Origin of the sequence: Rhodococcus sp. NPDC059969 (assembly GCF_042738325.1) — a bacterium.
Classification (GTDB): Bacteria; Actinomycetota; Actinomycetes; order Mycobacteriales; family Mycobacteriaceae; genus Rhodococcus_F.
Genome location: NZ_JBHWUF010000004.1, coordinates 352,091 through 375,038, shown reverse-complemented (window position 1 = coordinate 375,038; position 22,948 = coordinate 352,091). Strand labels below are relative to the sequence as shown.

Annotated in this window: 23 protein-coding genes; 11 read left to right on the top strand and 12 right to left on the bottom strand. The window is 63.0% G+C overall.

Annotated features, from left to right (window positions below; genetic code table 11):
* Positions 1-2 precede the first annotated feature (2 nt).
* Entirely contained in the window at positions 3-773 is a 771-nt protein-coding gene (locus ACFWAD_RS15555) for an SDR family oxidoreductase (protein ID WP_378447743.1), read from the top strand.
* A 55-nt stretch (positions 774-828) separates the two neighbouring features.
* The gene (locus ACFWAD_RS15550) at positions 829-1,836 is read left to right on the top strand and encodes an NAD(P)-dependent alcohol dehydrogenase (protein ID WP_378545213.1); all 1,008 of its coding nucleotides are present in this window, start codon (positions 829-831) and stop codon (positions 1,834-1,836) included.
* Here the strand turns inward: ACFWAD_RS15550 and ACFWAD_RS15545 are convergent.
* The gene (locus tag ACFWAD_RS15545; RefSeq protein ID WP_378545210.1) at positions 1,823-2,713 is read right to left on the bottom strand and encodes an alpha/beta hydrolase; all 891 of its coding nucleotides are present in this window, start codon (positions 2,711-2,713) and stop codon (positions 1,823-1,825) included. The genes ACFWAD_RS15550 and ACFWAD_RS15545 overlap by 14 nt on opposite strands.
* 33 nt (positions 2,714-2,746) lie before the next feature.
* Positions 2,747-3,586 (bottom strand): CPBP family intramembrane glutamic endopeptidase, encoded by an 840-nt coding sequence (locus tag ACFWAD_RS15540; protein ID WP_378545207.1) that lies wholly within the window; start codon positions 3,584-3,586, stop codon positions 2,747-2,749.
* An 85-nt stretch (positions 3,587-3,671) separates the two neighbouring features.
* On the opposite strand from ACFWAD_RS15540, the gene ACFWAD_RS15535 reads away from it, so the two are divergent.
* On the top strand, positions 3,672-3,980 hold the full coding sequence (locus ACFWAD_RS15535; protein ID WP_230813203.1) for a rhodanese-like domain-containing protein: 309 nt from the start codon (positions 3,672-3,674) through the stop codon (positions 3,978-3,980).
* Positions 3,981-4,028: 48 nt separating this feature from the next.
* Here the strand turns inward: ACFWAD_RS15535 and ACFWAD_RS15530 are convergent, their stop codons facing one another.
* Together ACFWAD_RS15530 and ACFWAD_RS15525 are read right to left on the bottom strand one after the other, a co-directional pair.
* On the bottom strand, positions 4,029-4,670 hold the full coding sequence (locus ACFWAD_RS15530) for a dihydrofolate reductase family protein (protein ID WP_378545204.1): 642 nt from the start codon (positions 4,668-4,670) through the stop codon (positions 4,029-4,031).
* An 88-nt stretch (positions 4,671-4,758) separates the two neighbouring features.
* Complete coding sequence (locus ACFWAD_RS15525) at positions 4,759-5,844, bottom strand: TDT family transporter (RefSeq protein WP_378545201.1); 1,086 nt, start codon at positions 5,842-5,844, stop codon at positions 4,759-4,761.
* Between the two features lie 90 nt (positions 5,845-5,934).
* Here ACFWAD_RS15525 and ACFWAD_RS15520 point away from each other — a divergent pair, with 90 nt between their 5' ends.
* Complete coding sequence (locus tag ACFWAD_RS15520; protein ID WP_283303336.1) at positions 5,935-6,846, top strand: LysR family transcriptional regulator; 912 nt, start codon at positions 5,935-5,937, stop codon at positions 6,844-6,846.
* Between the two features lie 12 nt (positions 6,847-6,858).
* Here ACFWAD_RS15520 and ACFWAD_RS15515 read toward each other — a convergent pair whose 3' ends face one another.
* The gene (locus tag ACFWAD_RS15515) at positions 6,859-7,539 is read right to left on the bottom strand and encodes a TetR/AcrR family transcriptional regulator (RefSeq protein WP_378545198.1); all 681 of its coding nucleotides are present in this window, start codon (positions 7,537-7,539) and stop codon (positions 6,859-6,861) included.
* Positions 7,540-7,610: 71 nt separating this feature from the next.
* Here ACFWAD_RS15515 and ACFWAD_RS15510 point away from each other — a divergent pair, with 71 nt between their 5' ends.
* The 3 genes from ACFWAD_RS15510 to ACFWAD_RS15500 all read left to right on the top strand — a co-directional run bounded on the left by ACFWAD_RS15510 (position 7,611) and on the right by ACFWAD_RS15500 (position 13,967).
* Positions 7,611-8,762: an FAD-dependent oxidoreductase gene (locus ACFWAD_RS15510; protein ID WP_378545195.1), complete on the top strand. Its 1,152-nt coding sequence runs from the start codon at positions 7,611-7,613 to the stop codon at positions 8,760-8,762.
* Positions 8,763-8,769: 7 nt separating this feature from the next.
* Positions 8,770-9,603 (top strand): DUF3626 domain-containing protein, encoded by an 834-nt coding sequence (locus ACFWAD_RS15505; protein WP_378545192.1) that lies wholly within the window; start codon positions 8,770-8,772, stop codon positions 9,601-9,603.
* Between the two features lie 179 nt (positions 9,604-9,782).
* On the top strand, positions 9,783-13,967 hold the full coding sequence (locus ACFWAD_RS15500) for a molybdopterin-dependent oxidoreductase (protein ID WP_378545189.1): 4,185 nt from the start codon (positions 9,783-9,785) through the stop codon (positions 13,965-13,967).
* Positions 13,968-13,973: 6 nt separating this feature from the next.
* On the opposite strand, the gene ACFWAD_RS15495 is transcribed toward ACFWAD_RS15500, so the two are convergent.
* Positions 13,974-14,438: a tRNA (cytidine(34)-2'-O)-methyltransferase gene (locus ACFWAD_RS15495; RefSeq protein ID WP_378545187.1), complete on the bottom strand. Its 465-nt coding sequence runs from the start codon at positions 14,436-14,438 to the stop codon at positions 13,974-13,976.
* A gap of 135 nt (positions 14,439-14,573) precedes the next feature.
* On the opposite strand from ACFWAD_RS15495, the gene ACFWAD_RS15490 reads away from it, so the two are divergent.
* Both ACFWAD_RS15490 and ACFWAD_RS15485 read left to right on the top strand, forming a co-directional pair.
* On the top strand, positions 14,574-15,248 hold the full coding sequence (locus ACFWAD_RS15490; protein ID WP_378545185.1) for a DUF2510 domain-containing protein: 675 nt from the start codon (positions 14,574-14,576) through the stop codon (positions 15,246-15,248).
* 51 nt (positions 15,249-15,299) lie between these two features.
* A complete protein-coding gene (locus ACFWAD_RS15485; protein WP_003940770.1) occupies positions 15,300-15,920 on the top strand; it encodes a pentapeptide repeat-containing protein in 621 nt (206 codons plus the stop codon).
* 6 nt (positions 15,921-15,926) lie between these two features.
* Here ACFWAD_RS15485 and ACFWAD_RS15480 read toward each other — a convergent pair whose 3' ends face one another.
* Together ACFWAD_RS15480 and ACFWAD_RS15475 are read right to left on the bottom strand one after the other, a co-directional pair.
* The gene (locus tag ACFWAD_RS15480) at positions 15,927-16,202 is read right to left on the bottom strand and encodes a DUF1905 domain-containing protein (protein ID WP_347872009.1); all 276 of its coding nucleotides are present in this window, start codon (positions 16,200-16,202) and stop codon (positions 15,927-15,929) included.
* 32 nt (positions 16,203-16,234) lie between these two features.
* Positions 16,235-16,747 (bottom strand): GNAT family N-acetyltransferase, encoded by a 513-nt coding sequence (locus ACFWAD_RS15475; protein WP_378545182.1) that lies wholly within the window; start codon positions 16,745-16,747, stop codon positions 16,235-16,237.
* 31 nt (positions 16,748-16,778) lie between these two features.
* On the opposite strand from ACFWAD_RS15475, the gene ACFWAD_RS15470 reads away from it, so the two are divergent.
* On the top strand, positions 16,779-17,636 hold the full coding sequence (locus ACFWAD_RS15470; RefSeq protein WP_378545179.1) for a bifunctional methylenetetrahydrofolate dehydrogenase/methenyltetrahydrofolate cyclohydrolase: 858 nt from the start codon (positions 16,779-16,781) through the stop codon (positions 17,634-17,636).
* A gap of 5 nt (positions 17,637-17,641) precedes the next feature.
* A complete protein-coding gene (locus ACFWAD_RS15465; protein ID WP_230812347.1) occupies positions 17,642-17,926 on the top strand; it encodes a DUF3017 domain-containing protein in 285 nt (94 codons plus the stop codon).
* 5 nt (positions 17,927-17,931) lie between these two features.
* Here the strand turns inward: ACFWAD_RS15465 and ACFWAD_RS15460 are convergent, their stop codons facing one another.
* The 4 genes from ACFWAD_RS15460 to ACFWAD_RS15445 form a co-directional block, all read right to left on the bottom strand.
* On the bottom strand, positions 17,932-18,507 hold the full coding sequence (locus ACFWAD_RS15460; protein ID WP_378545176.1) for a hypothetical protein: 576 nt from the start codon (positions 18,505-18,507) through the stop codon (positions 17,932-17,934).
* On the bottom strand, positions 18,507-20,336 hold the full coding sequence (locus tag ACFWAD_RS15455) for a DEAD/DEAH box helicase (RefSeq protein WP_378545173.1): 1,830 nt from the start codon (positions 20,334-20,336) through the stop codon (positions 18,507-18,509). The genes ACFWAD_RS15460 and ACFWAD_RS15455 overlap by 1 nt, the downstream gene beginning before the upstream one ends.
* A gap of 118 nt (positions 20,337-20,454) precedes the next feature.
* Positions 20,455-21,591: a homoserine O-acetyltransferase gene (locus ACFWAD_RS15450; RefSeq protein ID WP_378545170.1), complete on the bottom strand. Its 1,137-nt coding sequence runs from the start codon at positions 21,589-21,591 to the stop codon at positions 20,455-20,457.
* Complete coding sequence (locus ACFWAD_RS15445; protein WP_378545167.1) at positions 21,588-22,913, bottom strand: bifunctional o-acetylhomoserine/o-acetylserine sulfhydrylase; 1,326 nt, start codon at positions 22,911-22,913, stop codon at positions 21,588-21,590. Before ACFWAD_RS15445 ends, ACFWAD_RS15450 begins: the two co-directional genes overlap by 4 nt.
* Positions 22,914-22,948: the final 35 nt, after the last annotated feature.

The window sequence follows — 22,948 nt, the reverse complement described above, 5'->3', positions numbered from 1 at the left end:
ACATGTCAGATCTACTCGAGAACAAAGTTGCGATAGTCACCGGAGCAGGCGCAGGCATCGGTGCGGCCATTGCCCGGGCATTCGGGGCGGAGGGTGCACGCGTCGTAGTCTCCGACATCAACGGTGACGCAGCACAGACCGTGGCGGACTCGATCGAGGGCGCCATCGCGGTCACCACGGACGTCACCGACGAACAGCAGGTCAAAGATCTTGTCGCCAGAGCGGTCGAAGAGTTCGGCGGACTGAACGTCGTAGTACCCAACGCCGGCATCGCCACCACGACTCCACTGATCGAAACCTCGTTCGAGGACTGGCGGAAAGTCATGTCCGTCAACCTCGACGGAGTGTTCTTGACCGTCCGCCATTCGCTACCCGCGCTCGTCGCATCCGGTGGCGGTTCGATCGTGAACATTTCGTCGATCTCGTCGACCACCGGCTCGCCTTTGATCGGCAGCTATGCCGCCGCCAAGGCTGCGGTTCGCAATCTCACCGAAACCCTCTCGGCCGAACTTCGCTTCCATGGAATCCGCGCAAACGCGTTGCTGCCCGGATTCATCGATACCGACCTGGTCAAGAGTCACCAGCAAGACTTCGAGAACGCCCTCGGCCTCGAGTCCGGGGGATTCGACGACTTGATGGTCACCAAGCAGACGCGCTATGGGCGGACCGAGGAAGTGGCCGCCGCAGCAGTGTTCTTTGCGAGCGACCAATCGTCGTGGTGCAACGGCAGCAGTCTGGTTCTCGACGGAGGCTTTACCGCCTCTCTCCTCTGAGTCGCAGCACCTTTCCGAACATCACCCGATCATCATTCGTGCGAGGATCCACACCATGACCAACCGCGCCGTGTACGTACTTCCGCCTGGAGGATTGAACAACCTCGAATCGAGGACGGTCGAGACCCCCGGGCCGGGTGTGGGTGAGGTGACGATCGCGATCCACGCGAATTCGCTCAATCACCATGACTACCTCGTAGCGACCGGCGAGATAACGACCGACGGTCCGCGGATCCTGTTGTCCGATGCTGCCGGGGAGGTCGTTGCCGTCGGAGACGGCGTAACGCAGTTCAGCGTCGGAGATCGCGTGATGAGCACTTACCTGCCGCATTGGCGCAGCGGTGCACCGGATTTCGACGGTTTCGGAAACTCGCCCGGTGACGGCGTCGACGGGTTCGCCCGCGCCGCCGCAACGGTGTCGGCGTCGGCAGTAACATCGATGCCGCGAAACTACACCTACGAGGAAGCCGCCACCCTGCCTACCGCGGGATTGTCTGCGTGGCGTGCACTGTTCGCGGGCGTCCCGATCATCCCCGGATCGTCGGTGTTGATCCCTGGGACCAGCACGGTGGCGCTGTTTGCCGTCCAACTGGCCAAAGCTGTTGGAGCTCAGGTGATCGCAACGTCGTCGGCCCCCGACAAGATGGCACGATTGGTCGAACTAGGTGCCGATCACGTGGTCAACTACCGTGAGCGCCCGGACTGGGGAACGGAAGCGATGCGGCTCAGCGGCGGGATCGACCTCGTCCTCGACGTCGGCGGGCTGTCCACCCTCGGCCAATCTCTGGCGGCAGTCAGACCAGGCGGGCGAATCTGCGCGCTTGGCATCATGAACGGCCCCTCGTCGTCGATCGACCTGAGTTCGCTACTGACCAAACAGGTCACCATCGAAGGTGTCCTGGTGGGCAGTCGTGCCCACCAGGAGGAGATGGTCGCCGGGTTGGAGAGCCTCGCGCTTCGTCCCGTCATCGATTCTTCCTACAGCCTCGACCGCCTCGCTGACGCCTTCGAGCAACAGAAATCAGGGCAGGTCTACGGCAAGATCGTCATCACAAACCCTTGACGGCTTGCCGGTCCCAGTGGGGATCGGTGAGAATTTCCGCCGAGTCGCCGACAAAGGCAGGTGCAGCAGTCTGGTCGCCGCTCAGAGTGAACCTCAGCCACGCGGTGAGGTAGCCACGAAATCCTTCACCGTCTGCGGCCCAATTGTGGCTGACTCCAAGCAGTCTGCCGCGGACCGCCGGCCCAGTGGTTTTGTCGAAGTACTCAGCTTGCGGATCGGCGGTGGAGACCGGGTCGTCGGCGCCGGTCATGAAGAACGTCGGTCCGGTCAACTGGGCCACGTCGATCACGTCGACAGGTCGCGAGGCCCACCACGGGTCAGGCAAATCGAGTACCGCCGTGGCGGTGATCAGATTTTCGGACTGGGTTGCCGCGTTGATCGCGCCACCGGCGCCCTGGGAGTGTCCGACCGAGGCAATGTTGTCGGTGTCGATCCGCTGGTGAAAAATGCTCTCAGCGTTGGTGTTCTGATCGACGACGTACTGGGCAGCCCCCAAGATCTCCGTCCCGTCGCCGGTGACGCTGCTGTCGGCCACCACAACGACAAAACCCCAAGAAGCGAGATGCTGCAGGAGCGCTTTGTACTCCTCGTAAGTCGCATAGCTGCCGTTGCCGAAGGTGACGACGGGATGCCGTTCCTCGCCTGTGGCGATATCGGTGGGATAGAAGAGCTGATACCCCGTCACCGATTCTTCGGTGACCTCGTGGGAACCCGGATTCGCGAATATCTCACTGACCGACTGCTGTACGACGGCCTCGGTCGTGGACACGTCGGAAGTTGTCGGAACCCCCGCGGTGGCATGAGTGACGGCACCCGAGAGCGCCAGTACACACGATGCAGTCACGACGGCGATCGAGTATGTGGTTCGAGAAGGCATGGGCACAAGTATGTCTTGTACGGTCGCGAGTGGTCAGGCCGAGACGCGTGTGGGCCGTTCTTCGCCGATTCGATCCCGGATGAGAAATATGGCGATGACACCGAAAGCGATCAACAAGATCGTGAGTAGAGGGGCGACGGCGGCGGCGCCACTCACCTCCGTCGTCACCGAGGTGTCCAGCCCGCCGGTCGAGAGAATGGTGGTGGGGTCGGTGAGGCCGTGTAGCACGATTGCGGCCCAGATCGTGCCCGTCACACGCATGGTCAGGTACATGCACATGCCGAATCCGAAGGTGAAGACAACGGTGGCAAGGACGGTTGACGGCTTCATCCCGGCGATCAGGTTGACCGTGTGCATGAGTGCAAAGACCAGGGAAGACACGACGGCGACAAAGCGCTCGCGGTGGCCGGCGTCGCGCAGCATCTTCACTGCCAGACCGCGTGTGGCCAGTTCCTCCGTCAGTCCGACACACGCACCGAGTACCAGCAGGGCGATTATCTCGCCGGTGGTCCACGCGCTCCAGTCAGTTCCCGCGAGATGCGCAACAATGGCGGCGACCACGATTATCGGACCGATCCACATCCAACCCCGCCCACGAATGGGCTGTGGACCGAAGATATCGCGCAGCCAGCCGACCTTGGTCGCGAAAACCAGCAGGGCGATTCCGCCGATCGCGATGGGCAATGCGACGCCGAAGATGATGCTGGAGGCGCTCGCGACGACGTTGTCCGTGTCGATCTGGTCTGCAAAAACCCGAGAGGTAACCTGCCCGACAGCGAGATAGAAGGCCAGGTAGCCGACGATCAGCAGGAGTACTTTCCACACCGTGGGGCGACTCCAAAAACCGGACTTTTCGGGAATCGTATTGGTCATTGTCAGATCGTAAAGGGAGTCGCAGGAACGCGCGCGGGTACCGTCTATCCGGACAGCAGCGAATATGAAGGCGGGCGCAGAAATAATGTTGGAAGTCGATTTGAATGCACTGGACACGGCTTTGGCAGCGGGTGAGCCGTTGATCGACGTCCGTGAGGCCGACGAGTTCGCTCAGGTTCGAGTTCCGGGTGCGACGCTCATTCCGCTCAGCGAATTCGTCGCTCGTGTAGGCGAGATTCCGGACGCCGAAACTGTTTACGTCATCTGCGCTGTCGGTGGCCGTAGCTTGCAAGCGGCAGAGTATTTGCAGGCTCGCGGCATCAATGCGGTTTCGGTGGCAGGTGGAACGATGGCGTGGTATCAGTCGGGGCGCCAGGTCGAGACCGGGGCCTAAGGCGCAACTGATGGGGCAACTCCAGTTTTCCGGAGCTGCCCCACCAGGTCACTTTCGCCAGAACAAGTGGTGCGTCACGCCGCTCGGGCTCGGCACTATTTCGAGGTTGAAGCGGTCTCGTAGCTCGTCGGGTGACTCCCACAGTCGTATACCGGATCCGAATTCGACCGGGCAGACCACCACGTGCATGGCGTCGACAAGGTCCGCGTCGAGGAACTCACGGATAGTGCTGACTCCACCGCCGAGCCGAACGTCCTTGCCCTGCGCCGCCTGACGTGCCTGCTCGAGGGCCGTCGCGGGGTCGGCGTCGACGAAGTGGAATGTCGTGTCCGAGAGGGTGAACGAGGGCCGCACGTGGTGGGTCAATACAAAAACCGGGGTGTGGAACGGTGGCTCGTCGCCCCACCAGCCCTGCCACTCGAGATTCTCCCAAGGACCACGTTGAGGGCCGAACTTGTTGCGGCCCATGATTTCGGCACCGATGTTGTTGGAGAAGTCCCGGGTGAAATAGTCGTCGAGGCCTCGGCTGCCGCCGGGATCGGTGCGATTGGGCCAGCTGGCCGTAGCTCCCGCCCACGCAAACATTTCACCGTGGTCGAGGCCGAACGGGCTCTCGAAGCTTTGGTCCGGACCGCATGCTATTCCGTCTCTGGAAACGCCGAAATTCTGCACTCGCAATAACTGACTCACCGTGTACTCCCGCTCTCGACAATGGTCTACGTGAGTACAGACCGTACGGCGAGCCAAAACTCATCGGTGCAAACTCGTCGATACAAATTCATGCTGCCGCGGGGAGAGCGCCACTGCGGATCGAGCGGACGGTCCGTACCGCGACGGTTGCCCAGATCGGGATGAGCACAGTCAACAGTGCAAGCGCGATACCCAGGATTGCTGTGGAACCAGTGGCGACTCCGAAGGCATTCGCGCCGACAGCACAGGCTCCGATGGGGAAGGTGAAGCTCCACCACCCGAGTGAGAAGTCCAAGCCGCGGCGCAGTGCGTGGACGGTGACAGTGGTGACCGTGACAAAGGCGATCACGCCGATGATTCCGACGACGGTTCCGTACGCGATTCCGAATTCGTGCAAGGCGTCGGCATGATGGGTACTGAGTGCATGCCGGGAGGCGGCGGCCAACAAGTTCGATGCAGCGATCGACTGTCCGATCACGCCCAAAGGAATCCACAGTGACGGAATGGCATTGAACGGGATCACGTCAACGCCGGCCGAGCGGTTGCGTGCGAACTGCCGGGCGACGGCCACCAGAATGCCGATGGCGGCGGTCAGCGCCAGAGCGAACAGGATGTAGCAGAAGACCAGTACCGCGATGCGCAGTGCACCTTCAGGCATGTGGGTGCTGACCGCTGCGCCGGTGGTGGCCGAGACCATCGGAGGTACGACGGGCATGAGCCAGAACGGCATAGCCGTTGCCATTCCCGCATCTCGAACCAGGCGAATCATCATCACGACGTAGGTGATCAGGCCGAGTGCCGTGCCGAGTGTCCACAGTGTCAGCGACACGGTGATCGCGACGTCGTGGCCGAGGAAGTCCGGGCCCGTGATGCCGGTTGCGGATCCCACGGTCAGAAGTGCCATTGCGACGGCGCCGTAGAAGGGGAACATCGCGGGGCTGTGCAGGTATGCGAGGGCCTGACATCGATGTTGTGACCAATGGGTGGCGAATGCTCCGATCAGGGCGCACAGTACGAGAACCGCCAGGACCCAGAAGATCTCCGAGACCAGTTTCAAGCCCTCGATCTCCGGTTCGAGCGAAGCCGCGGCCACCGACACGATTCCCGTTCCCATCGCTGCCGCGAACCAGTTCGGGGTGATGTGGGCGAAGGTGGGACTCGTGGTGGTGGTCATGTATTTCACTGTCGTCTCATCCGGTTCGTACCGGTAGACCGGTTGTCCTTGAATGCCCACAAACTCGCCTTGTGGGTCTAATCTTGGGTTATGTCGTTGTCTCCTCGGGTGCCGGAACTCAGTGCCCTCGACGTCCTGCTTTCCGTGGGGCGTCTGGGCAGCATGGGTGCTGCCGGCCGGGAGCACGGGCTCAGTCAGCAGGCAGTCAGCGCCCGGGTGCGTTCGGTCGAGCGTCAGCTCGGAATCAAGGTCTTCGATCGCGCAGCGACGGGTGTACGGCCCACTGCCGAGGGCGGACTGATTCTCGAATGGGCCAGCCATATTTTGGTCAGTGCCGAGGAAATGGCGTCGGGAGTTGCCGCTCTTCGCGGTGAACGCGACGCAGCCGTCACGGTCGCGGCCAGCATGACCATTGCCGAGTATCTGGTCCCCGGGTGGACGGTTGCGATGCGCCACAAGTTCCCCAACGTCGTGGCGTCGGTGAGTCTGCACAATTCCTCGGACGTCTCCGCTCAAGTCCAGGCAGGCAAGGCTGATATCGGATTTGTCGAAGGGCCGGATGTGCCGTCGGCGCTTGCGTCGTGCGAGGTGGCGCGTGATCACCTCGTGGTGGTGGTTCCACCGGGGCATGACTGGGCGAACGGAGTGCCTGTTCCGGTCGCGGACCTCGCGCGCACACCGCTCATTCAGCGTGAGTCAGGGTCCGGTACACGTTTGACGCTCGAGAACGCTGTTCCCGATTGTGTGCCGCCGTTGCTCGAGCTCACCTCGTGCACCGCCGTCAAGGCGGCGGTGGTGGCAGGCAACGCCCCGGCCGTTCTGTCGTCGCTGGCTGTTGCCGCCGACCTGACGGACGGCCGACTGGTCGCGGTCAACGTCGACGGCTTGCGGATGCCGCGGCGACTGCAGGCCGTCTGGGATCCCGATCGCGGATTACGCGGTGCAGCAAGAGATTTCCTCGACATCGCGCTCGGTTCCAACACCGCTGTTCATTCGCGCTGACGGGTCCGGCGGTTAAGTGACGGTGTCGATCCCCGCGAGGATGAGGTTGATGCCTGCCAGAAACTGCTCGCGGTCGTCGTGATCGCGCAGTTGTGCAGTCACCTGATTGAGGAACGGGTACTTCGCAGAGTCGAGTTCTTCCCACCGCGTGGCGACGCCCGCGAGGAATGCGGACCGATCTGTCTCACGGGGGAGCAGACGGGCGCCCGCGGCGTACTGTCCGGCGAGACCGAGCACGTAGTTCAGGAGCGCGGACGCGCAGTCGAACTGTGCCGATTCGGGAACGCCGAGCGCCTGGAGTTGCTCGCCGAGACTTTCGAAGATCTGCATCACCGCTGATTGCCACGGTTCACGTGAGAGTTGGGTGCCGATCCAGGGGTGGGCGTCGATCGCGTCGAACACGCCGAGGGTGATGATCCGGATCGCCTCACGCGGTGTTGCGCTCTCGGTTCCTTCGGTTGTCACGCGGGCGATGACGTCGTCGGTCGCCGCCGCGAGCAGGTCGCTCTTGTTGGCAACGTGCCAGTAGATCGCCCCACTGCCTGTTGCCAGGCGTGCGGAGAGAGCACGGAATGTCAGCGCGCCTTCACCCTCGGAATCGAGGATCTCGATCGCGGCCTCCACTATGCGCTCCTTCGAGAGCGCATCCGTGCGTCGTTCGGCCCGCTGATTTCTGGTCGCCATACGCACCATCTTGACATATCTGGAACGGCGTTCCAAGATTGTTGTTGGAACGCCGTTCCAATTCATTGGAAGGAATCAACATGAACACGTCAATCTCGATCATCGGGGCAGGCCTCGGCGGCCTGACCCTCGCGCGCGTACTCCACGTCCACGGAATTCCCGCGAAAATTTACGAGGCGGAACCGTCGGCAGAGGCCCGTACGCAGGGCGGACAACTCGACATCCACGAACACAACGGCCAGGCAGCGCTCGAGGCGGCCGGCCTCACCGACGAATTTCGCGCGATCATCCACGAGGGCGGCGCCGCGTCGCGCGTACTCGATCAACACGCCGCCGTGCTCCTCGACGAACCCGACGACGGCACGGGAACACGTCCCGAAGTGCTCCGCGGAGACCTCCGTCGGATCCTGCTCGATTCCCTTCCCGACGGGACGATCGAATGGGGACGCAAGGTCGAAAGTGTGCGCTTGCTCGGCTCACCCGACACAGCCGACGGCCGCCACGAGTTGACCTTCGCCGACGGTTCGACAGTGACCACCGACCTCCTCGTCGGTGCAGACGGTGCCTGGTCGAAAATCCGGCCGCTGCTCTCCGATGCAAAGCCCGACTACGTCGGAACCACGTTCGTCGAGACCTACCTCTACGACGTCGACGAGAAGCACTCGGCTGCAGCCGCAGCGGTCGGTGACGGGGCGATGTACGCGCCCGCGCCCGGACAAGCGATCGCGGCGCATCGAGAGGCGGGGGACATCCTGCACACCTACGTTCAGTTGAACCGTTCGGCGGAATGGTTTGCCGGTATCGATTTCAACGACGCTCCCGCTGCGACAGCGCGGATCGCGGCCGAGTTCGACGGTTGGGCAACGGAACTCACGGCGCTGATCACAGACGGCGAAACCGCTCCGATTCCGCGGGCGATCTACGCCCTTCCCGACGCGCACCGGTGGGATCGCGTGCCTGGGGTGACTCTCCTCGGTGATGCGGCCCACCTGATGACCCCGTCCGGTGAGGGCGCGAACTTGGCCATGTTCGACGGAGCCGAACTGGGAAAGGTGATCGCCGCGCACCCCGACGACATCGAAGCGGCACTCGCCGAGTACGAAGAAGCGATGTTCGTGCGCAGCGCATCCGAGGCCGCGGACTCGCACGTGATCCTTGATCTCTGCCTCGGTGACCATGCACCGTACTCACTGGTCGACTTCTTCACCGGTGCTGCTTCCGTATCCGGATAATGGGCGAATGCCTGTCGATTCCTCTCCCGCGTCTGCCGCGATTGCACACGTGCACGACCTCTCGAAGGGCGGCCCGCTGGACCGAAATCACCGGGTGACGTTGCACTTTCATCCAGACCTCCCATTTGAAAGTGGCCTGACACTGGCCTCGATCGCACGTCAGGGCACCTACGTGACCCAGTTCGAGACTCGTACGAGCAACGGGGGACTGACGGCACAACACGGCGGCGACCGTTGGCGCTGGGAGAGTCGGATTTTCGGCCGAGCCTACGACGAGCGAGAGCCGTCGGAACGGCCGAAGTACGGATCATTGAACTTTTCCGCCGATCCGTACGGGGCATCTCCTCGGTTCGGCTCGTCCTACTTCCGGCTTGCCGAGCACACGCTCGACCGCACCACTTTCTGCTTCCCGGACAGCGTCTTCGAGCCCAGCCTCTTCGGAACGGCGGAAGCGATGAGCTTGGTCGACGCCGCAGGAGCCACCGAGTTCGCGGATCCGCTCGACCACTACATCGAGGCGCACGTTCACGGCGTCGTCGACATCGGAACGGACGTCGAGGCACTCGTTCTGGATCCGAGTTACCGGGGCACACAGGTCGAAGAGGTCGCCCACTCGCTCACGTGCCCGGTGTTGTGGCACGACGGTTACGCGGTCGACGCCGACGAGGTCGCCGAACATCCCGACTATCGGGGAGCAACCATCGTCGACCTTGCCAGAGAGGTTGCGCTCGACGGTCGACTGACGCCTGCCATCCTGGGTCTCGCCCGGCGCGGCTCCTACGATCCGCAGGACGTCAAAAAGGTCTGGCACTACATCGCTCGATTCGGCGGCAGGGCGTAGAACTGGGCATTCGCGTATCCCGCCCGTCAACGACTGCTGGTTCCGGGACCGCACATCAGTCCGAAGGCGGCGGTGAGGAAAGAGTGATTGATACGCAACATCGGGCATGAACTCCCGAAACAACTGCATCCGAAGATGGAAGTCGACCTTGATCCTCGGTCGAAGGGATGCATGAATCGATGGGCGCTCAACTCACTACCACCAGTGTCGACACCCTCTGCGCGTACTGCGGGGTGGGCTGTGGACTTGTCCTCGACATCATCACCGATCCCGAGACCGGACGTCGGAAGGCGGCGAAGTCGTTCGGATTGAAGACACATCCCACCAATTTCGGACGTTTGTGCACCAAGGGCACCACGACGGCGGACATGCTCGCCGGCCCGGGGCGCATGGAATCTGCGTATCGGCGTCCGCACCGAGGTGAGGCGATCGAAGCTGCGGACATGAGCGCAGTCATCACCGAAACTGCCCACCGCCTGCGGGCAATCATCGACGAGCACGGCCCCGACGCATTTGCGTTGTACGTGTCCGGGCAGATGTCTCTCGAGGCCCAGTACCTGTCGAACAAACTGGCCAAGGGCTTCATCGGCACCAATCAGATCGAATCGAATTCCCGACTTTGCATGGCCAGTGCCGGCACCGGATACAAGCAATCGCTCGGGGCCGACGGACCGCCCGGTTCCTATCAAGACTTCGAACATGCCGACGTGTTCTTCGTGACCGGCGCCAACATGGCGGACTGCCATCCGATCCTCTTCCTTCGAATGCAGGAGCGGGTCAAGGCGGGCGCGAAGTTGATCGTCGTGGATCCTCGACGCAGCGCCACCGCAGACAAGGCGAACTTGTTCCTGCAGATCGCCCCCGGCACCGATCTCGCACTACTCAATGGACTTCTCCACCTACTCGTCGTGAACGGGCACACCGATCCGGACTTCATCGCCGAATTCACCGAAGGCTGGGAGGTGATGCCCAGCTTCCTCGCGGAGTACACACCGGAGAAGGTCAGCGAGATCACCGGCATCCCCGAAGTCGACATTCGCGCCGCAGCGCAATGGATCGGTGAGGCCGACAACTGGATGAGCTGTTGGACAATGGGTCTGAACCAGAGCACCCACGGCACGTGGAACACCAACGCCATCTGCAACCTTCATCTGGCGACCGGTGCGATCTGCACGCCTGGCAGCGGCCCGTTCTCGTTGACCGGTCAGCCGAACGCCATGGGTGGGCGTGAAATGGGCTACATGGGGCCAGGTTTGCCAGGTCAGCGCGCCGTGATGGTCGACGCCGATCGCGACTTCGTCGAGGAGCGATGGGGGATCCCGCAGGGTTCGCTGCGCACCGAAACCGGCGGTGGGACCATCGACCTGTTCTCCCGAATGGCGGCGGGTGAAATCAAGGCGTGCTGGATCATCTGCACCAATCCTGTTGCGACGGTAGCCAACCGCAAGACCGTCATCGACGGATTGGAGAAGGCTGACCTCGTCATCACCCAGGATGCGTTCTTGGGCACCGAGACCAACGAATACGCCGACGTCCTGCTGCCGGCGTCATTGTGGACAGAGTCCGACGGAGTGATGATCAACTCCGAACGCAACCTGACGCTCTTCCAACAGGCACTGGATCCGGTCGGGCAGGCGCTGCCTGATTGGCAGATCATCGCCCGAATCGCCTGCGAGATGGGCTATTCCGAGGCATTCACCTACACCAGCGCCGAGGAGGTGTTCGAGGAGATCAAGCAGTTCTGGAATCCGAAGACCGGCTACGACTTACGCGGCGTCACCTACGAGCGCCTCCGCAAGTCGCCGATCCAGTGGCCGTGCCCGCCCGAGAGTAAGCAAGACCGTCATCCCATCCGATACCTCAATGACGGTGTCAGTCAGAGACTTCTGGTCCGAGAGGACGGCAGCACTCCGCGCCTCGCGTTCCCCACCGCCACGGGGCGTGCGATGTTCTTCGCCCGGCCACACATACTTCCCGCCGAAATGCCCGACGACGATTACCCGTTCCTGCTCAACACCGGTCGTCTTGCGCACCAGTGGCACACCATGACCAAGACAGGCAAGGTGGCCAAGCTGAACAAACTCAACCCCGGGCCATTTGTCGAGATCCATCCCGACGACGCCGCCAGGCTCGGCGTCGTAGACAAGGACGCGATCGAGGTCGCCTCACGCCGTGGCCGCGCCGTGCTCCCGGCCGTGGTCACCGACCGAGTGCGTCCGGGAAACTGCTTCGCGCCGTTTCACTGGAACGACGCCTTCGGCGAGTACCTCTCGATCAACGCCGTCACCAACGACGCCATTGACCCTGCCTCCCAGCAACCGGAGTTCAAAGCCTGTGCCGTCACTATGACGAAGGTCGCCGTGGACACGCCCGAAGCGGAGTTCGCCGAATCGCCGCGGGTGGCTCCCGAGGCGGCTGATCGGGCTTTGTCGCGAACCGATGTCCTCGCCGATGTCATCGGCCAAACAGGAACACCCGCAGTGGTATTCGATCCGCTCCAGCAGAGCTATCTGGCAGGTCTTCTCGCGGCGTTGCGTGCGGATGCCGATCGCACTCCCGGGGTGCCGACCTTGCCTCCGGCCGCACCCTTCGATGCCGAAAAGCGGATGTGGGTAGACGGTGTCTTGGCCGGCCTGTACTCGCGGACCTCGCTCCCTGGCACTGACGGGCCCGTGTTGTCGCCGGGTCCGGACACTACCTCCGAGCGGGCGCCGATCGTCGTGCTCTGGGCATCGCAGACCGGAAACGCGGAGGAGTTTGCCGCTGCCTGCGCCGCTCGACTCAGCGAAGTCGGCTTACCCGTGGTGATGCACGCAATGGACGAGTTCCCGGCTGCCGACCTGGCGGCCACCCGAGAGGTCCTGCTGATCACCAGTACCTCCGGTGACGGCGAATCCCCGGACAACGGCAGCGGTTTCTGGGATGCCCTGGCTGCTGACACAGTGCCTCGGATGGGCGAAACACGGTATGCAGTCATCGCTTTCGGTGACTCGAACTACGACGACTTCTGTGGACACGGACGAAAACTCGACGCTCGCCTTGCTGAACTGGGAGCCAGTCGTATCGTCGAACGTGCCGACTGCGAGCCCGATTTCGAAGACACTGCTGCTGGATGGCTCGACGCGGTCACGGCCGAACTTCAGAGCACGGAGGCTGGCGAGCCGACCGACGTCGTCGTCGCAATGAAGAACTCCGGCACAACTGCTGTGGCCGCGTCGATTTCACCGGCGATGTCGGCGCCGCTGCAGTACAACAAGAAGGCGCCACTGACCACCGCTTTGACGCGCAATGTCGTGCTCAACCGGCCAGGCTCTTCCAAAGACGTGCGGCAGTTGGGTTTTCACCTTCCGGACGACACGGTCAGTTACGAAGCCGGCGACGCTCTCGGAGTCTGGCCGCGAAACAGTTCCCCGTTTGTCGACGAGTGGCTCACCCTTACCAGCCTCGACGGTGAGGAGACCGTGGAGCTGGGGCAGTACGGCGCGATGACCTTGCGTACCGCGCTGACCGAACGCCTGGAGATCACCCGAATCTCGAGCGACATGATTCGGTTCGTGCATCAACGAACGCGCGATGCGGACCTGGCCGAGTTGATGAAGCCGGAGAACATCTCCACGCTCAAAGACTGGTCGTGGGGACGACAGTCCGTCGACGTACTTGCCCAGTCGCCGGTTCGTGCTTCGACCGACGAATGGCTCTCGTTACTCAAACCGCTTCAGCCGCGGTTGTATTCGATTTCTTCCAGTCCGAAAGAGAACCCACGCGAAGTGCAGTTGACGGTGTCCGCCGTCCGATACAACGTCGCGGGCGTCCCACGCCGTGGAGTGTGCTCGACGTATCTCGCAGATCACGCTGACGGTGATGACATCGGAATTTACGTGCAGAAGTCGACTCACTTCCGGCCTCCGTCCGATCCCGAGACCCCGATGATCATGGTCGGTCCGGGGACCGGCATCGCGCCGTTCCGCGCTTTCCTGCATGAGAGGAGGGCGTTGGGGCACACGGGTCCTAACTGGCTGTTCTTCGGGGAACAGCATGCGGCGACCGACTTCTACTACCGCGAAGAAATCGAAGAATTGCGGAAGGACGGTTTCCTGACCGAACTCGACCTCGCATTTTCCCGGGATCAAGCCGACAAGGTCTACGTGCAGGACCGGATGCGTGAGCGGGGCGCGCTGCTGTGGGAGTGGCTGCAGAAGGGCGCACATTTCTACGTCTGCGGCGATGCCAACCGGATGGCCAAGGACGTCGACAACGCCCTCAACGGTGTAGTTGCTCAACACGGAAAACTGGCCCCTCGTAGTGCCGAGGCGTATGTGAAGGCTCTTTCGGCGGAGAAGCGTTACGTCCGAGACGTCTACTGACGCCGATCAGACAGCGCCCTTGAACCCATGCTGGCGCCAGGCCTCGTACGTCACCAGGGCCGCAGCGTTGGACAGGTTGAGGGACCGGCGTCCGGGAAGCATCGGGATACGCAGACGCTCCGTGATGTGTTGGTCCGTCAGCACTTCCTCGGACAATCCGGTGGGTTCGGGCCCGAACAGCAGGACATCCCCGGGTTGGTAGGCGATATCGGCATACGACGTGGTCGCGTGCGCGGTGAAGGCGAATACGCGAGCGGGGGTGACGGCTTCCCAGGCAGCGGCCAGGTTTTCGTGGACCGTGACAGTCGCCAGATCGTGGTAGTCCAAGCCTGCGCGCTTGAGCTTCGGCTCCGACAAGTCGAACCCGAGAGGGCCGACCAGGTGGAGTTCGCAACCGGTGCCTGCGACCATGCGGATCGCGTTTCCGGTGTTGGGTGGGATGCGGGGCTCGTGGAACATCACTCGGAACACTCGAGGAACTGTACCGGGCGGCATCTCGGTGCCCGCGTTTGCGAGAAGAGCGGTCGAGAAGTGTGGGCGAATTGGTAACAAACCGGCCAGTCCGTGCGAACCTATTTCCGGCACTCTTCTCAGAACGGACTTTTCATGAACCCTCCCGCCGGTTGGAACCCCGACCCCTTCGACCCCACGATCGACCGTTACTGGGACGGTCAGCAGTGGACCGCACAGACACGACCCAAGGGCGTCGACGCACCTACTCAAGCATTCGGTACTCCGACGCAGGTCTTCGGTGCACCGGGATCGGCGGCGCCGGACGCAAACGCCGAAGAAGGAAGCAAGCGGCGGAAGTGGCCGTGGATCGCCGGCGCAGCAGTCGTGGGGCTGGTGGCCATCGCTGCGGCGACGGGGGCGGGCAAGTTGGAGGAATCGACGACGCCCGCTGTGACCTCTTCGACGACAGCTGCAGCGACGACAACCAAGAGCACTGTCCCGTCGACGACAAAGACCACAACGTCGTCCGCCCCGCCGACCACGACTACAGCGACGACGCTGCCGACCACGACAACCACCGTGGCAATCGTGCCGCTGGTGCCTCAGGTCCCGGAGACCACGACAACGCCGTACGTTCCGCCCGCTCCGGCCTACACGCCCCCGAAGACAACAGAACCGGCGTACGTACCACCGAAACCGTCGGGAGGAACGGTGAATCCGGGGTCGTTCTGTTCGACCCCTGGAGCAACAGGCGTGACAAAGAAGGGCACTCCGATGGTGTGTGGGATCGGTAGCGACGGACGAGATCGCTGGGTGTCGGCCGGCTGATTGTCGGCTGCCATCAGGGGCGCTGAACCGGTGTCGGTGCGGCGGGGCAGTATGGACGGCATGCTCCCCGAAGAATCCGACGATGTCGTCGGCGAAGACTATTCAGACGCGCGGCTGGCCGGGCAGAAGTGGCGTCAGCGCACTTTCACCAACTGCAATTTCCGAGACGCCGATCTCACCGGACTCACGACGGAGTCGGTGGTGTTCACGGATTGTGATTTCACCGGCACCGATCTGGGGGAGTCCGTACATACGGGAACGGCGTTCCGATCCTGCAATTTTGCGCGGACCAGCCTGTGGCACAGCACGTTCCGGAACTGCAGTCTGCTCGGGTCGACGTTCGACGGTTGCCGCATCCGGCCGTTGACGCTCGACGAAGTCGACTTCTCGTTGACCTCACTCGGCGGGGCGGACCTGAGGAAGATCGACTTCACCTCATGCCGCTTCCGTGAAGCGAACCTGGTTCGGGCCGACATGCGGGGCGCGGTGCTGGCGTCCGCGGATCTGTCCGGTGCTCGCACGGGTGGACTCAAACTCGAAGGTGCAGACCTGCGCGGTGCGCGGATCGATCCGAGCCTGTGGACGTCCGCATCCGTCGGAAACGCACAGATCGAGTTGATGCAGGCGGTGGCGTACGCGTCGGCGCACGGTCTTGTCGTCGACATGAAGTAGTGACGCCTAGCTCTGCAAGCGCTCCTCGAGGCGCACGGTCACCCGCTCGCCCGTGTCCTTGCCGATGGCTTTGCGCAGATCGGCTTTGACCGGCAGCTTGTGGTTACCGTCTCCCAACGCCATGAACGAACTCTGGAACGGATGTCCGTCGATCGTCCCGCGCACCTTGACCAGGCCGCGGGTGCCGAAGAACTCGGCGGACTCCGGCCAGATCACATAAGTCCACCCGCCCTTGGCGTCGCTCTTCTGCAGGGTGGCCGTGAATTCCTTGTCCAGCAACATGATGTCGGTCCTTTCGAGCTCGTCCCAGTCGATCAGCGGATGAATTCCCGAGCAAGGAGATCCATCAACAGTCCGTCCTTCCACACACCGTGGCGATCTCGCGAGTACTCGCGCATCACCCCGACGTCCTTGAATCCCACAGATCGGTAGCACGCGATGGCGACGGAGTTGTCGACCTCGGGGTCGATGACAAGACGGTGGAATGCGAGGTCGTCGATCAGATGGGCACACAGCACCCGTATCGATTCGCGACCGAACCCTTGGCCGTGGAAGTCGGGATCGAGAAACAAGTCGAGCCCGGCGTGGCGGAAGTCGGGGTTGTCCTCAGCTTCGTACCACTGGATGAAGCCGATCAGTTGGTCGCCGTAGAAAATGCTGTAGCGCGTGGTGCCGGCCTCCGGCGCCGCAGGCCAGTCGTCATCGGGATTTTGCCACCACTGCACGACGTCCGGGTGCAGGTGAATTGCCCGCAGACGGGCGTGATGATCGGGCGCGAGCGGGGAGAGGACCACTCTCGGGCCGCGTAGTTCCGGAGCCGTTGTCACTCATCGACCCTAACCTGGAACAATGGTCGCCGTGACTGCAACGATCCTCGACGGCAAAGCTACCCGCGACGAAATCTTCGAAGACCTGAAGGTGCGGGTGAGCGCTCTGAAGGCAGAGGGCATCACGCCCGGCTTGGGCACCATTCTGGTAGGCGACGACCCCGGATCCGCTGCTTACGTGCGCGGCAAGCACGGCGACTGCGCCAAGCTCGGTATCAATTCTTTGCGACGCGACCTGCCTGCCGACATCACGCAGGAACAGCTCAATGCGACGATCGACGAGCTCAACGCCAATCCCGAGTGCACCGGCTACATCGTACAGTTGCCGATTCCCAAGCACCTCGACGAGAACGCGGCCCTCGAGCGCATCGACCCAGACAAGGATGCCGACGGCTTGCATCCGGTCAACCTCGGTCGCCTGGTGTTGGGCAAGGAAGCGCCCCTTCCGTGCACCCCGCGTGGAATCCTGCATCTCCTGCGTCGCTACGAGGTGCCGATTGCAGGCGCACACGTGGTGGTCGTCGGACGAGGCATCACGGTCGGTCGCCCGATCGGACTCCTGCTGACGCGTCGTAGTGAGAACGCCACGGTCACCCTCTGCCACACAGGTACCCGCGATCTCGCAGCCGAGGTTCGCCGCGCCGACATCATCGTCGCTGCCGCCGGCGTTCCCGGTCTCATCACCGCCGACATGGTCAAGCCCGGAGCAGCGGTTCTCGATGTCGGTGTCAGTCGCACCGACGACGGCCTGCGCGGCGACGTCGCAGCCGACGTCAACGAGGTTGCCGGGTTCGTCTCACCCAACCCCGGTGGTGTCGGGCCGCTGACCCGCGCGTTCCTGATCACCAACGTGGTCGAGCGTGCCGAGCGGGTTCTGGCCGGAGTCTGAGTCCGATGTCCTCACTGGTCGGCCTCGCGAAGAAGAATCTGCCCATGCTCGCGGTCCTTGCCGTGATCGCGGCAGCTGTTGTTCTCGTGCTGGCCGACCGGTGGCGCCGCGGTGCTCTCGTCTTCGGTGTTGCCGTCATCATCGGTGCTGCCGCGCGGTGGTTCGTTCCCGAGAATCGTGTGGGGTTGCTTGCCGTGCGTGGGAGGGTTTTCGACACTGCGGCGATGGGCGTCATGGGAGCGTTGATCGCGACGCTTGCCCTGACCATCGATCCGCTCGGTACCGACTGAGAAGGTCAGTCCCCGTAGAACGAGCGGATGTCGATGTCGCTCAAAGGGATCCACTCCGGTGACTGTGCGGATGCCGACTTCTTTCCGGCCTTGTCCGGTTCGCTTCGCAGCGTAACTGCGAGGACCGGTTCCTCGTCGATTCGCCCGGCCAGGGCGTAGATCGCGGCGAGATGGTGAACGCACGGCGAGCGTCGACCTGAGCAGTCGCAGCTGGCAATGCACTCCGAAAGATCAACGGCTACTGCGATATTTCGAGACAGTAGTTCGGTGACGACGCTGTCCGGTAGTTCGCCGGTGGAGACGGATCTGTTGGCCTTTCCCGCCGAGCGGAGAAGGCTCTTCACTGCAGCGATTTCGGATTTGGTCCACAGCGGGACACCAATCGTCACCGACGAGGTTCTTGCTTTGGTGCTCACCTCGGCGATGACGGTCCCCGATGAGACCACGGTGAATTCCACCGACCCGTTGCGTGCGAGGGTACGAGCCGTCGGCAGGGACGGGTTCGGACCGGATGCCGCGGTCCGTTCCACCGTGCGCAGCCACGCCCGACCCCAAGCGGTGACACCGAATTCGTTGGCCATCAGATGATCACCGCGCCGTCGAGTTCGAGAAGTTCACGCAATTCGGTGTCGGGAAGATCCGCCAGGGCGGCCTCCACGTTGCCGGAAACAGCATCGGCTACAGCTCGTTTCGACTCGTGCATCGCTGCGATGTGATCCTCCACGGTTCCGCCCGTCACCAAGGTGTGGACGTTGACGGTGCGCTTCTGGCCGATGCGGTGTGCCCGGTCGGTTGCCTGATCTTCGACGGCTGGGTTCCACCACCGGTCGTAGTGCACGACGTGACTCGCGCGAGTGAGGTTGAGGCCGAAGCCGGCGGCGCGCAGGCTCAGAATCAGAACCGGCGGGGAATCCGCGTCGTTCTGAAACGCGTCGACCATCCCGTCGCGCTTGTCGGTGTTGAGGCCACCGTGAAGGAAAGGCACGGCACCGATTCCCAATTCGGATCCCAGGTGCCGGGAGAGCATCTCGCCCATTGTCCGGTACTGCGTGAAGATCAGCGCGCGATCGCCGTCGTCGACGATCTCGGCGATCATTTCCGTTGCGCGGTCGAGCTTTCCGGATCTTCCGTCAAGGTCGTCCGTATCGCCGGTCACCTGTGCGGGGTGATTGCATACCTGTTTGAGGGTGGTCAGCAGCGCAAGGATGTTACCGCGTCGGGCAATTCCCGTGCCCAATCCGGTGTCGAAAGCATCGGCAACTGCCGACCGATAGATCCGCGCCTGTTCCGATGTCAGAGTGCACGAGATGGTGGAGAACTGCTTGGGCGGAAGATCCTTGGCCACTGTGTCTTTGGTTCTGCGCAGAATGAAAGGATCGATGACCGCGGCAAGCCTGGTCGCCGCAGTGGCGGATCGACCGGATTCGATCGGGACGGCGAAGCGTTGACGAAAACGCGCGCGAGTTCCGAGGACTTCGGGATTGGCGACCCGAAAGAGTGACCACAATTCTTCGAGACGGTTCTCCACCGGCGTGCCGGTCATCGCCACCTTGACGTCGGCCGACAACCGCATTGCCGCTTTCGCAGCGAGGGAAGACGGGTTCTTGATCTGCTGCGCCTCGTCGAAGATCACCGAACTCCAGTGGATCGGGGTCAATTGGGCCGTGTCGGAACGCAAGACGCTGTAGCTGGTCAGAACAGTGGTGCCGGCGGGGATACGCGTGGGAAGTGCGCGAGCAGTCCCGTGATGAACATGTAGTGGCAGATGCGGAGCGAATCGCTCGATCTCGCGGCGCCAGTTTCCGATCACCGAGGTGGGACACACAACCAGATGCGGGCCGTCGTCGGCGCGGATCGCGATCATCGAAATCGCTTGCAGTGTCTTACCCAAACCCATCTCGTCGGCCAAGATCCCACCGCCCGAACCCGACAGCGCCGTCAGCCAGGCAACTCCCTGCATTTGATACGGGCGCAGAGTCGCCTGAATCTTTGCTCGGCGAAGGCTGTCCAGGGCTGTACGCGCATCCGTGAACAACCGCACCGTGGACCGGGCGCTTCGGATCTTCGTGTCGTCGCGGTCGATCGCTGCATGCGCCGCGGTCGGAATGTCATGTGCGCCGGTCTCGACGACGCGCTTCCACGCGAGCAACGACGGTCCGAGGTCGCCGCGACCTGCATCGAGGTTGTGGAAGGCGTCGATCGCGGCTGTGAGGTCGAGCAGTTGCGCTTCGACGTCGGTTGCTGTGATCGACTCGTCGACCGGGATCGCAAGCCTGCACACGCCCGGCGACCCGGTCGGCATCCCCAGTGCCGACAGTCGCGCTGCCGGGTCTGCGTCACCCCAGAACGCGAAGGACATGTGCTCGGGAATGTACGTAGCCTGCAGGCGCGTCGAGCATGGCTGATTCACGTTCGCCGATGCTAGCCGCGCCGGTTCACGTTCGCCAATGAAAATGTCGGGAAAACCCGCAGATCAGCTGTGGTTTTCCCGACATTGACGAATTCTGAAAATGTGGCTCTGTGCCGGATCAGCGAGCCGTGCGTGCGAACTCCATCGTTCGGCGAAGCAGTCCGGCGACGGCGTCCGCCTCCGTCAGGAATCCGTCGTGGCCGTCCTTGGACTTGAGAATCTCGAGGCCGCTGCACGTGGAAATTCCGTCGGCGATCTCCTCCTGCAAACGGAGGGGATACAGCCGATCCGAATCCACGCCGCCCACGACGACCGGTGCCGTGATCGATGCCAACGCCGCTGCAACGCCGCCGCGTCCTCGGCCGATGTCGTGCCGGTTCATGGCTTCGGTCAGGAGGACGTACGTACTCGGGTCGAAGCGGTCGACCAGCTTGTCCGCCTGGTGTTCCAGGTAACTCTGCACAGCGTATCGTCCACCGTTCCACGGGTTTTCGTCGTTCTGGGCGGAGTTCTCGAAGCGCGCATCCAGTTCGGACTCGGTGCGGTACGTCAGGTGCGCGATGCGGCGAGCGATGCCGAGTCCGGCGCGAGGTGCCCGGCCCGATCCGTGATAGTCACCGCCTTGCCACTCGGGATCGGAGACGATGGCAGCGATCTGCGTCGTCTGGGTGCCGATCTGATCTGCAGTCGCCCGTGAACCGGTTGCGAGAACCAACGCGGAGCGAATGCTGTCCGGGTAGGTAACTGCCCATTCGAGGGTGCGCATGCCGCCCATGGATCCGCCGACCACAGAGGCCAACTGGTCGATCCCGAGGAGATCGACGAGCTTCTTCTCCGCCGCGATCTGATCCCGGATGGATATCTCCGGGAACCTGCTGCCCCACGGCTTGCCGTCGTCGGCCAGTGAACTGGGACCGGTCGTGCCGCGACAGCCACCGAGGACATTTGTTGCGATGACGCACCATTCGCCGGTGTCGATCGGTTCGCCGGGGCCGACCATCCCGTTCCACCAGCCGGGGGAGGGCTGATTTGCGGAGATCGGACCGGTGACGTGTGAGTCTCCGGTCAGTGCGTGCTCGACGAGTACGACGTTGTCGCGGTTCGGGGACAGCTCACCCCACCGCTGAACGGCGAGCGAAACCGAGGGGAGTACCGCGCCGCTCTCGAGTTCCAGGGCGCCGATGTCGACGAACCCCACCTGGCCGTCGGCCGGGGGCAGGAGGTCGATCCTGGGCTCCAATTCGTTCACGGTCACGAGTTTGCCACCGCAGCCAGGCCGACGGTGAGATCAGCGAGGATGTCGTCGATTCCTTCGATGCCGACCGCGAGGCGGACGAGCCCGGGCGTGACACCCGAAGCGAGCTGCTCTTCGGGGGTGAGCTGCGAGTGCGTCGTCGAGGCGGGGTGGATCACGAGTGAGCGAACGTCACCGATGTTGGCGACGTGGCTGTGCAGCGTCAGGGCGTTGACGAACTTCTTGCCCGCATCGATCCCGCCGGGCAGCTCGAAGGTGACGATGGCGCCGGTCCCCTTGGGCGTCAGCTGCTTTCCACGTTCGAACCACGGTGAGGAGGGGAGTCCCGCGTAGGAGACGGAGGCCACCTCGCCGTGGCCGTCGAGGAACTCGGCGACCTTCTGTGCGTTGGATACGTGGCGCTCGATGCGCAGGCTCAAGGTCTCGATGCCCTGCGCGATGAGGAACGCGTTGAACGGTGCCACGGCGGAGCCGAGATCGCGCAGCAGTTGGACGCGCGCCTTGAGTGCAAACGCCGGGGCACCCAGGTCCGCGAAGGTGACGCCGTGGTAGCTGGGATCCGGGGTGGTGAAGTTGGTGTGGCGACCCTGCGTCCAGTCGAAGGTGCCACCGTCGACGATGACGCCGGCGATCGCGGTGCCGTGTCCACCAAGGTATTTGGTGGCGGAGTGAACGACGATGTCGGCGCCGTGCTCGAGTGGGCGGAGCAGGTACGGCGTCGCCACGGTGTTGTCCACGATCAACGGAAGACCGTTCTCGTGGGCCAGCGACGAGATGCCAGGTAGATCGAGGATGTGGTTCTTGGGATTGGCGATCGTTTCGCCGTAGAACGCCTTCGTGTTCGGGCGAACGGCTTCGCGCCACTGCTCGAGATCGTCGGGATCCTCGACGAACGTGACTTCGATGCCCAGCTTACGAAGTGTGTAATGCAGGAGGTTGTACGTGCCGCCGTACAGGTACGGGCTCGAGACGATGTGATCGCCGGCCTCGGCGATGTTGAGGATCGCGATGGTCTCGGCAGCCTGACCCGAGGACAGGAGGAGTGCGGCGACTCCGCCTTCGAGGGCGGCGATCCGCTGTTCGACGGCGTCCTGCGTCGGATTCATGATTCGCGTGTAGATGTTGCCCGGCTCGGCCAGCCCGAACAGTGCGGCAGCGTGATCGGTGCTGTCGAAGACATAGCTGGTGGTCTGGTAGATCGGCAGAGCGCGCGCATTGGTGGCGGTGTCCGCTGTCTGCCCGGCGTGCACCTGCTTGGTCTCGAACGACCAGTTCGCGGTCGGATCCGAAGCTGCTGCGGCGTCGGCTGTGTTGTCGGTCATGATTTGTTCACTCCAGTGGTCTGACGGATAGATGT

Excerpts from the sequence above, each read along its gene's own strand:
- ACFWAD_RS15555 (WP_378447743.1), top strand. The coding sequence starts at position 3 with ATGTCAGATCTACTCGAGAACAAAGTTGCGATAGTCACCGGAGCAGGC.
- ACFWAD_RS15550 (WP_378545213.1), top strand. The coding sequence starts at position 829 with ATGACCAACCGCGCCGTGTACGTACTTCCGCCTGGAGGATTGAACAAC.
- ACFWAD_RS15545 (WP_378545210.1), bottom strand. The coding sequence starts at position 2,713 with ATGCCTTCTCGAACCACATACTCGATCGCCGTCGTGACTGCATCGTGT.
- ACFWAD_RS15540 (WP_378545207.1), bottom strand. The coding sequence starts at position 3,586 with ATGACCAATACGATTCCCGAAAAGTCCGGTTTTTGGAGTCGCCCCACG.
- ACFWAD_RS15535 (WP_230813203.1), top strand. The coding sequence starts at position 3,672 with ATGTTGGAAGTCGATTTGAATGCACTGGACACGGCTTTGGCAGCGGGT.
- ACFWAD_RS15525 (WP_378545201.1), bottom strand. The coding sequence starts at position 5,844 with ATGACCACCACCACGAGTCCCACCTTCGCCCACATCACCCCGAACTGG.
- ACFWAD_RS15520 (WP_283303336.1), top strand. The coding sequence starts at position 5,935 with ATGTCGTTGTCTCCTCGGGTGCCGGAACTCAGTGCCCTCGACGTCCTG.
- ACFWAD_RS15515 (WP_378545198.1), bottom strand. The coding sequence starts at position 7,539 with ATGGTGCGTATGGCGACCAGAAATCAGCGGGCCGAACGACGCACGGAT.
- ACFWAD_RS15510 (WP_378545195.1), top strand. The coding sequence starts at position 7,611 with ATGAACACGTCAATCTCGATCATCGGGGCAGGCCTCGGCGGCCTGACC.
- ACFWAD_RS15505 (WP_378545192.1), top strand. The coding sequence starts at position 8,770 with ATGCCTGTCGATTCCTCTCCCGCGTCTGCCGCGATTGCACACGTGCAC.
- ACFWAD_RS15500 (WP_378545189.1), top strand. The coding sequence starts at position 9,783 with ATGGGCGCTCAACTCACTACCACCAGTGTCGACACCCTCTGCGCGTAC.
- ACFWAD_RS15490 (WP_378545185.1), top strand. The coding sequence starts at position 14,574 with ATGAACCCTCCCGCCGGTTGGAACCCCGACCCCTTCGACCCCACGATC.
- ACFWAD_RS15485 (WP_003940770.1), top strand. The coding sequence starts at position 15,300 with ATGGACGGCATGCTCCCCGAAGAATCCGACGATGTCGTCGGCGAAGAC.
- ACFWAD_RS15480 (WP_347872009.1), bottom strand. The coding sequence starts at position 16,202 with ATGTTGCTGGACAAGGAATTCACGGCCACCCTGCAGAAGAGCGACGCC.
- ACFWAD_RS15465 (WP_230812347.1), top strand. The coding sequence starts at position 17,642 with ATGTCCTCACTGGTCGGCCTCGCGAAGAAGAATCTGCCCATGCTCGCG.
- ACFWAD_RS15460 (WP_378545176.1), bottom strand. The coding sequence starts at position 18,507 with ATGGCCAACGAATTCGGTGTCACCGCTTGGGGTCGGGCGTGGCTGCGC.
- ACFWAD_RS15445 (WP_378545167.1), bottom strand. The coding sequence starts at position 22,913 with ATGACCGACAACACAGCCGACGCCGCAGCAGCTTCGGATCCGACCGCG.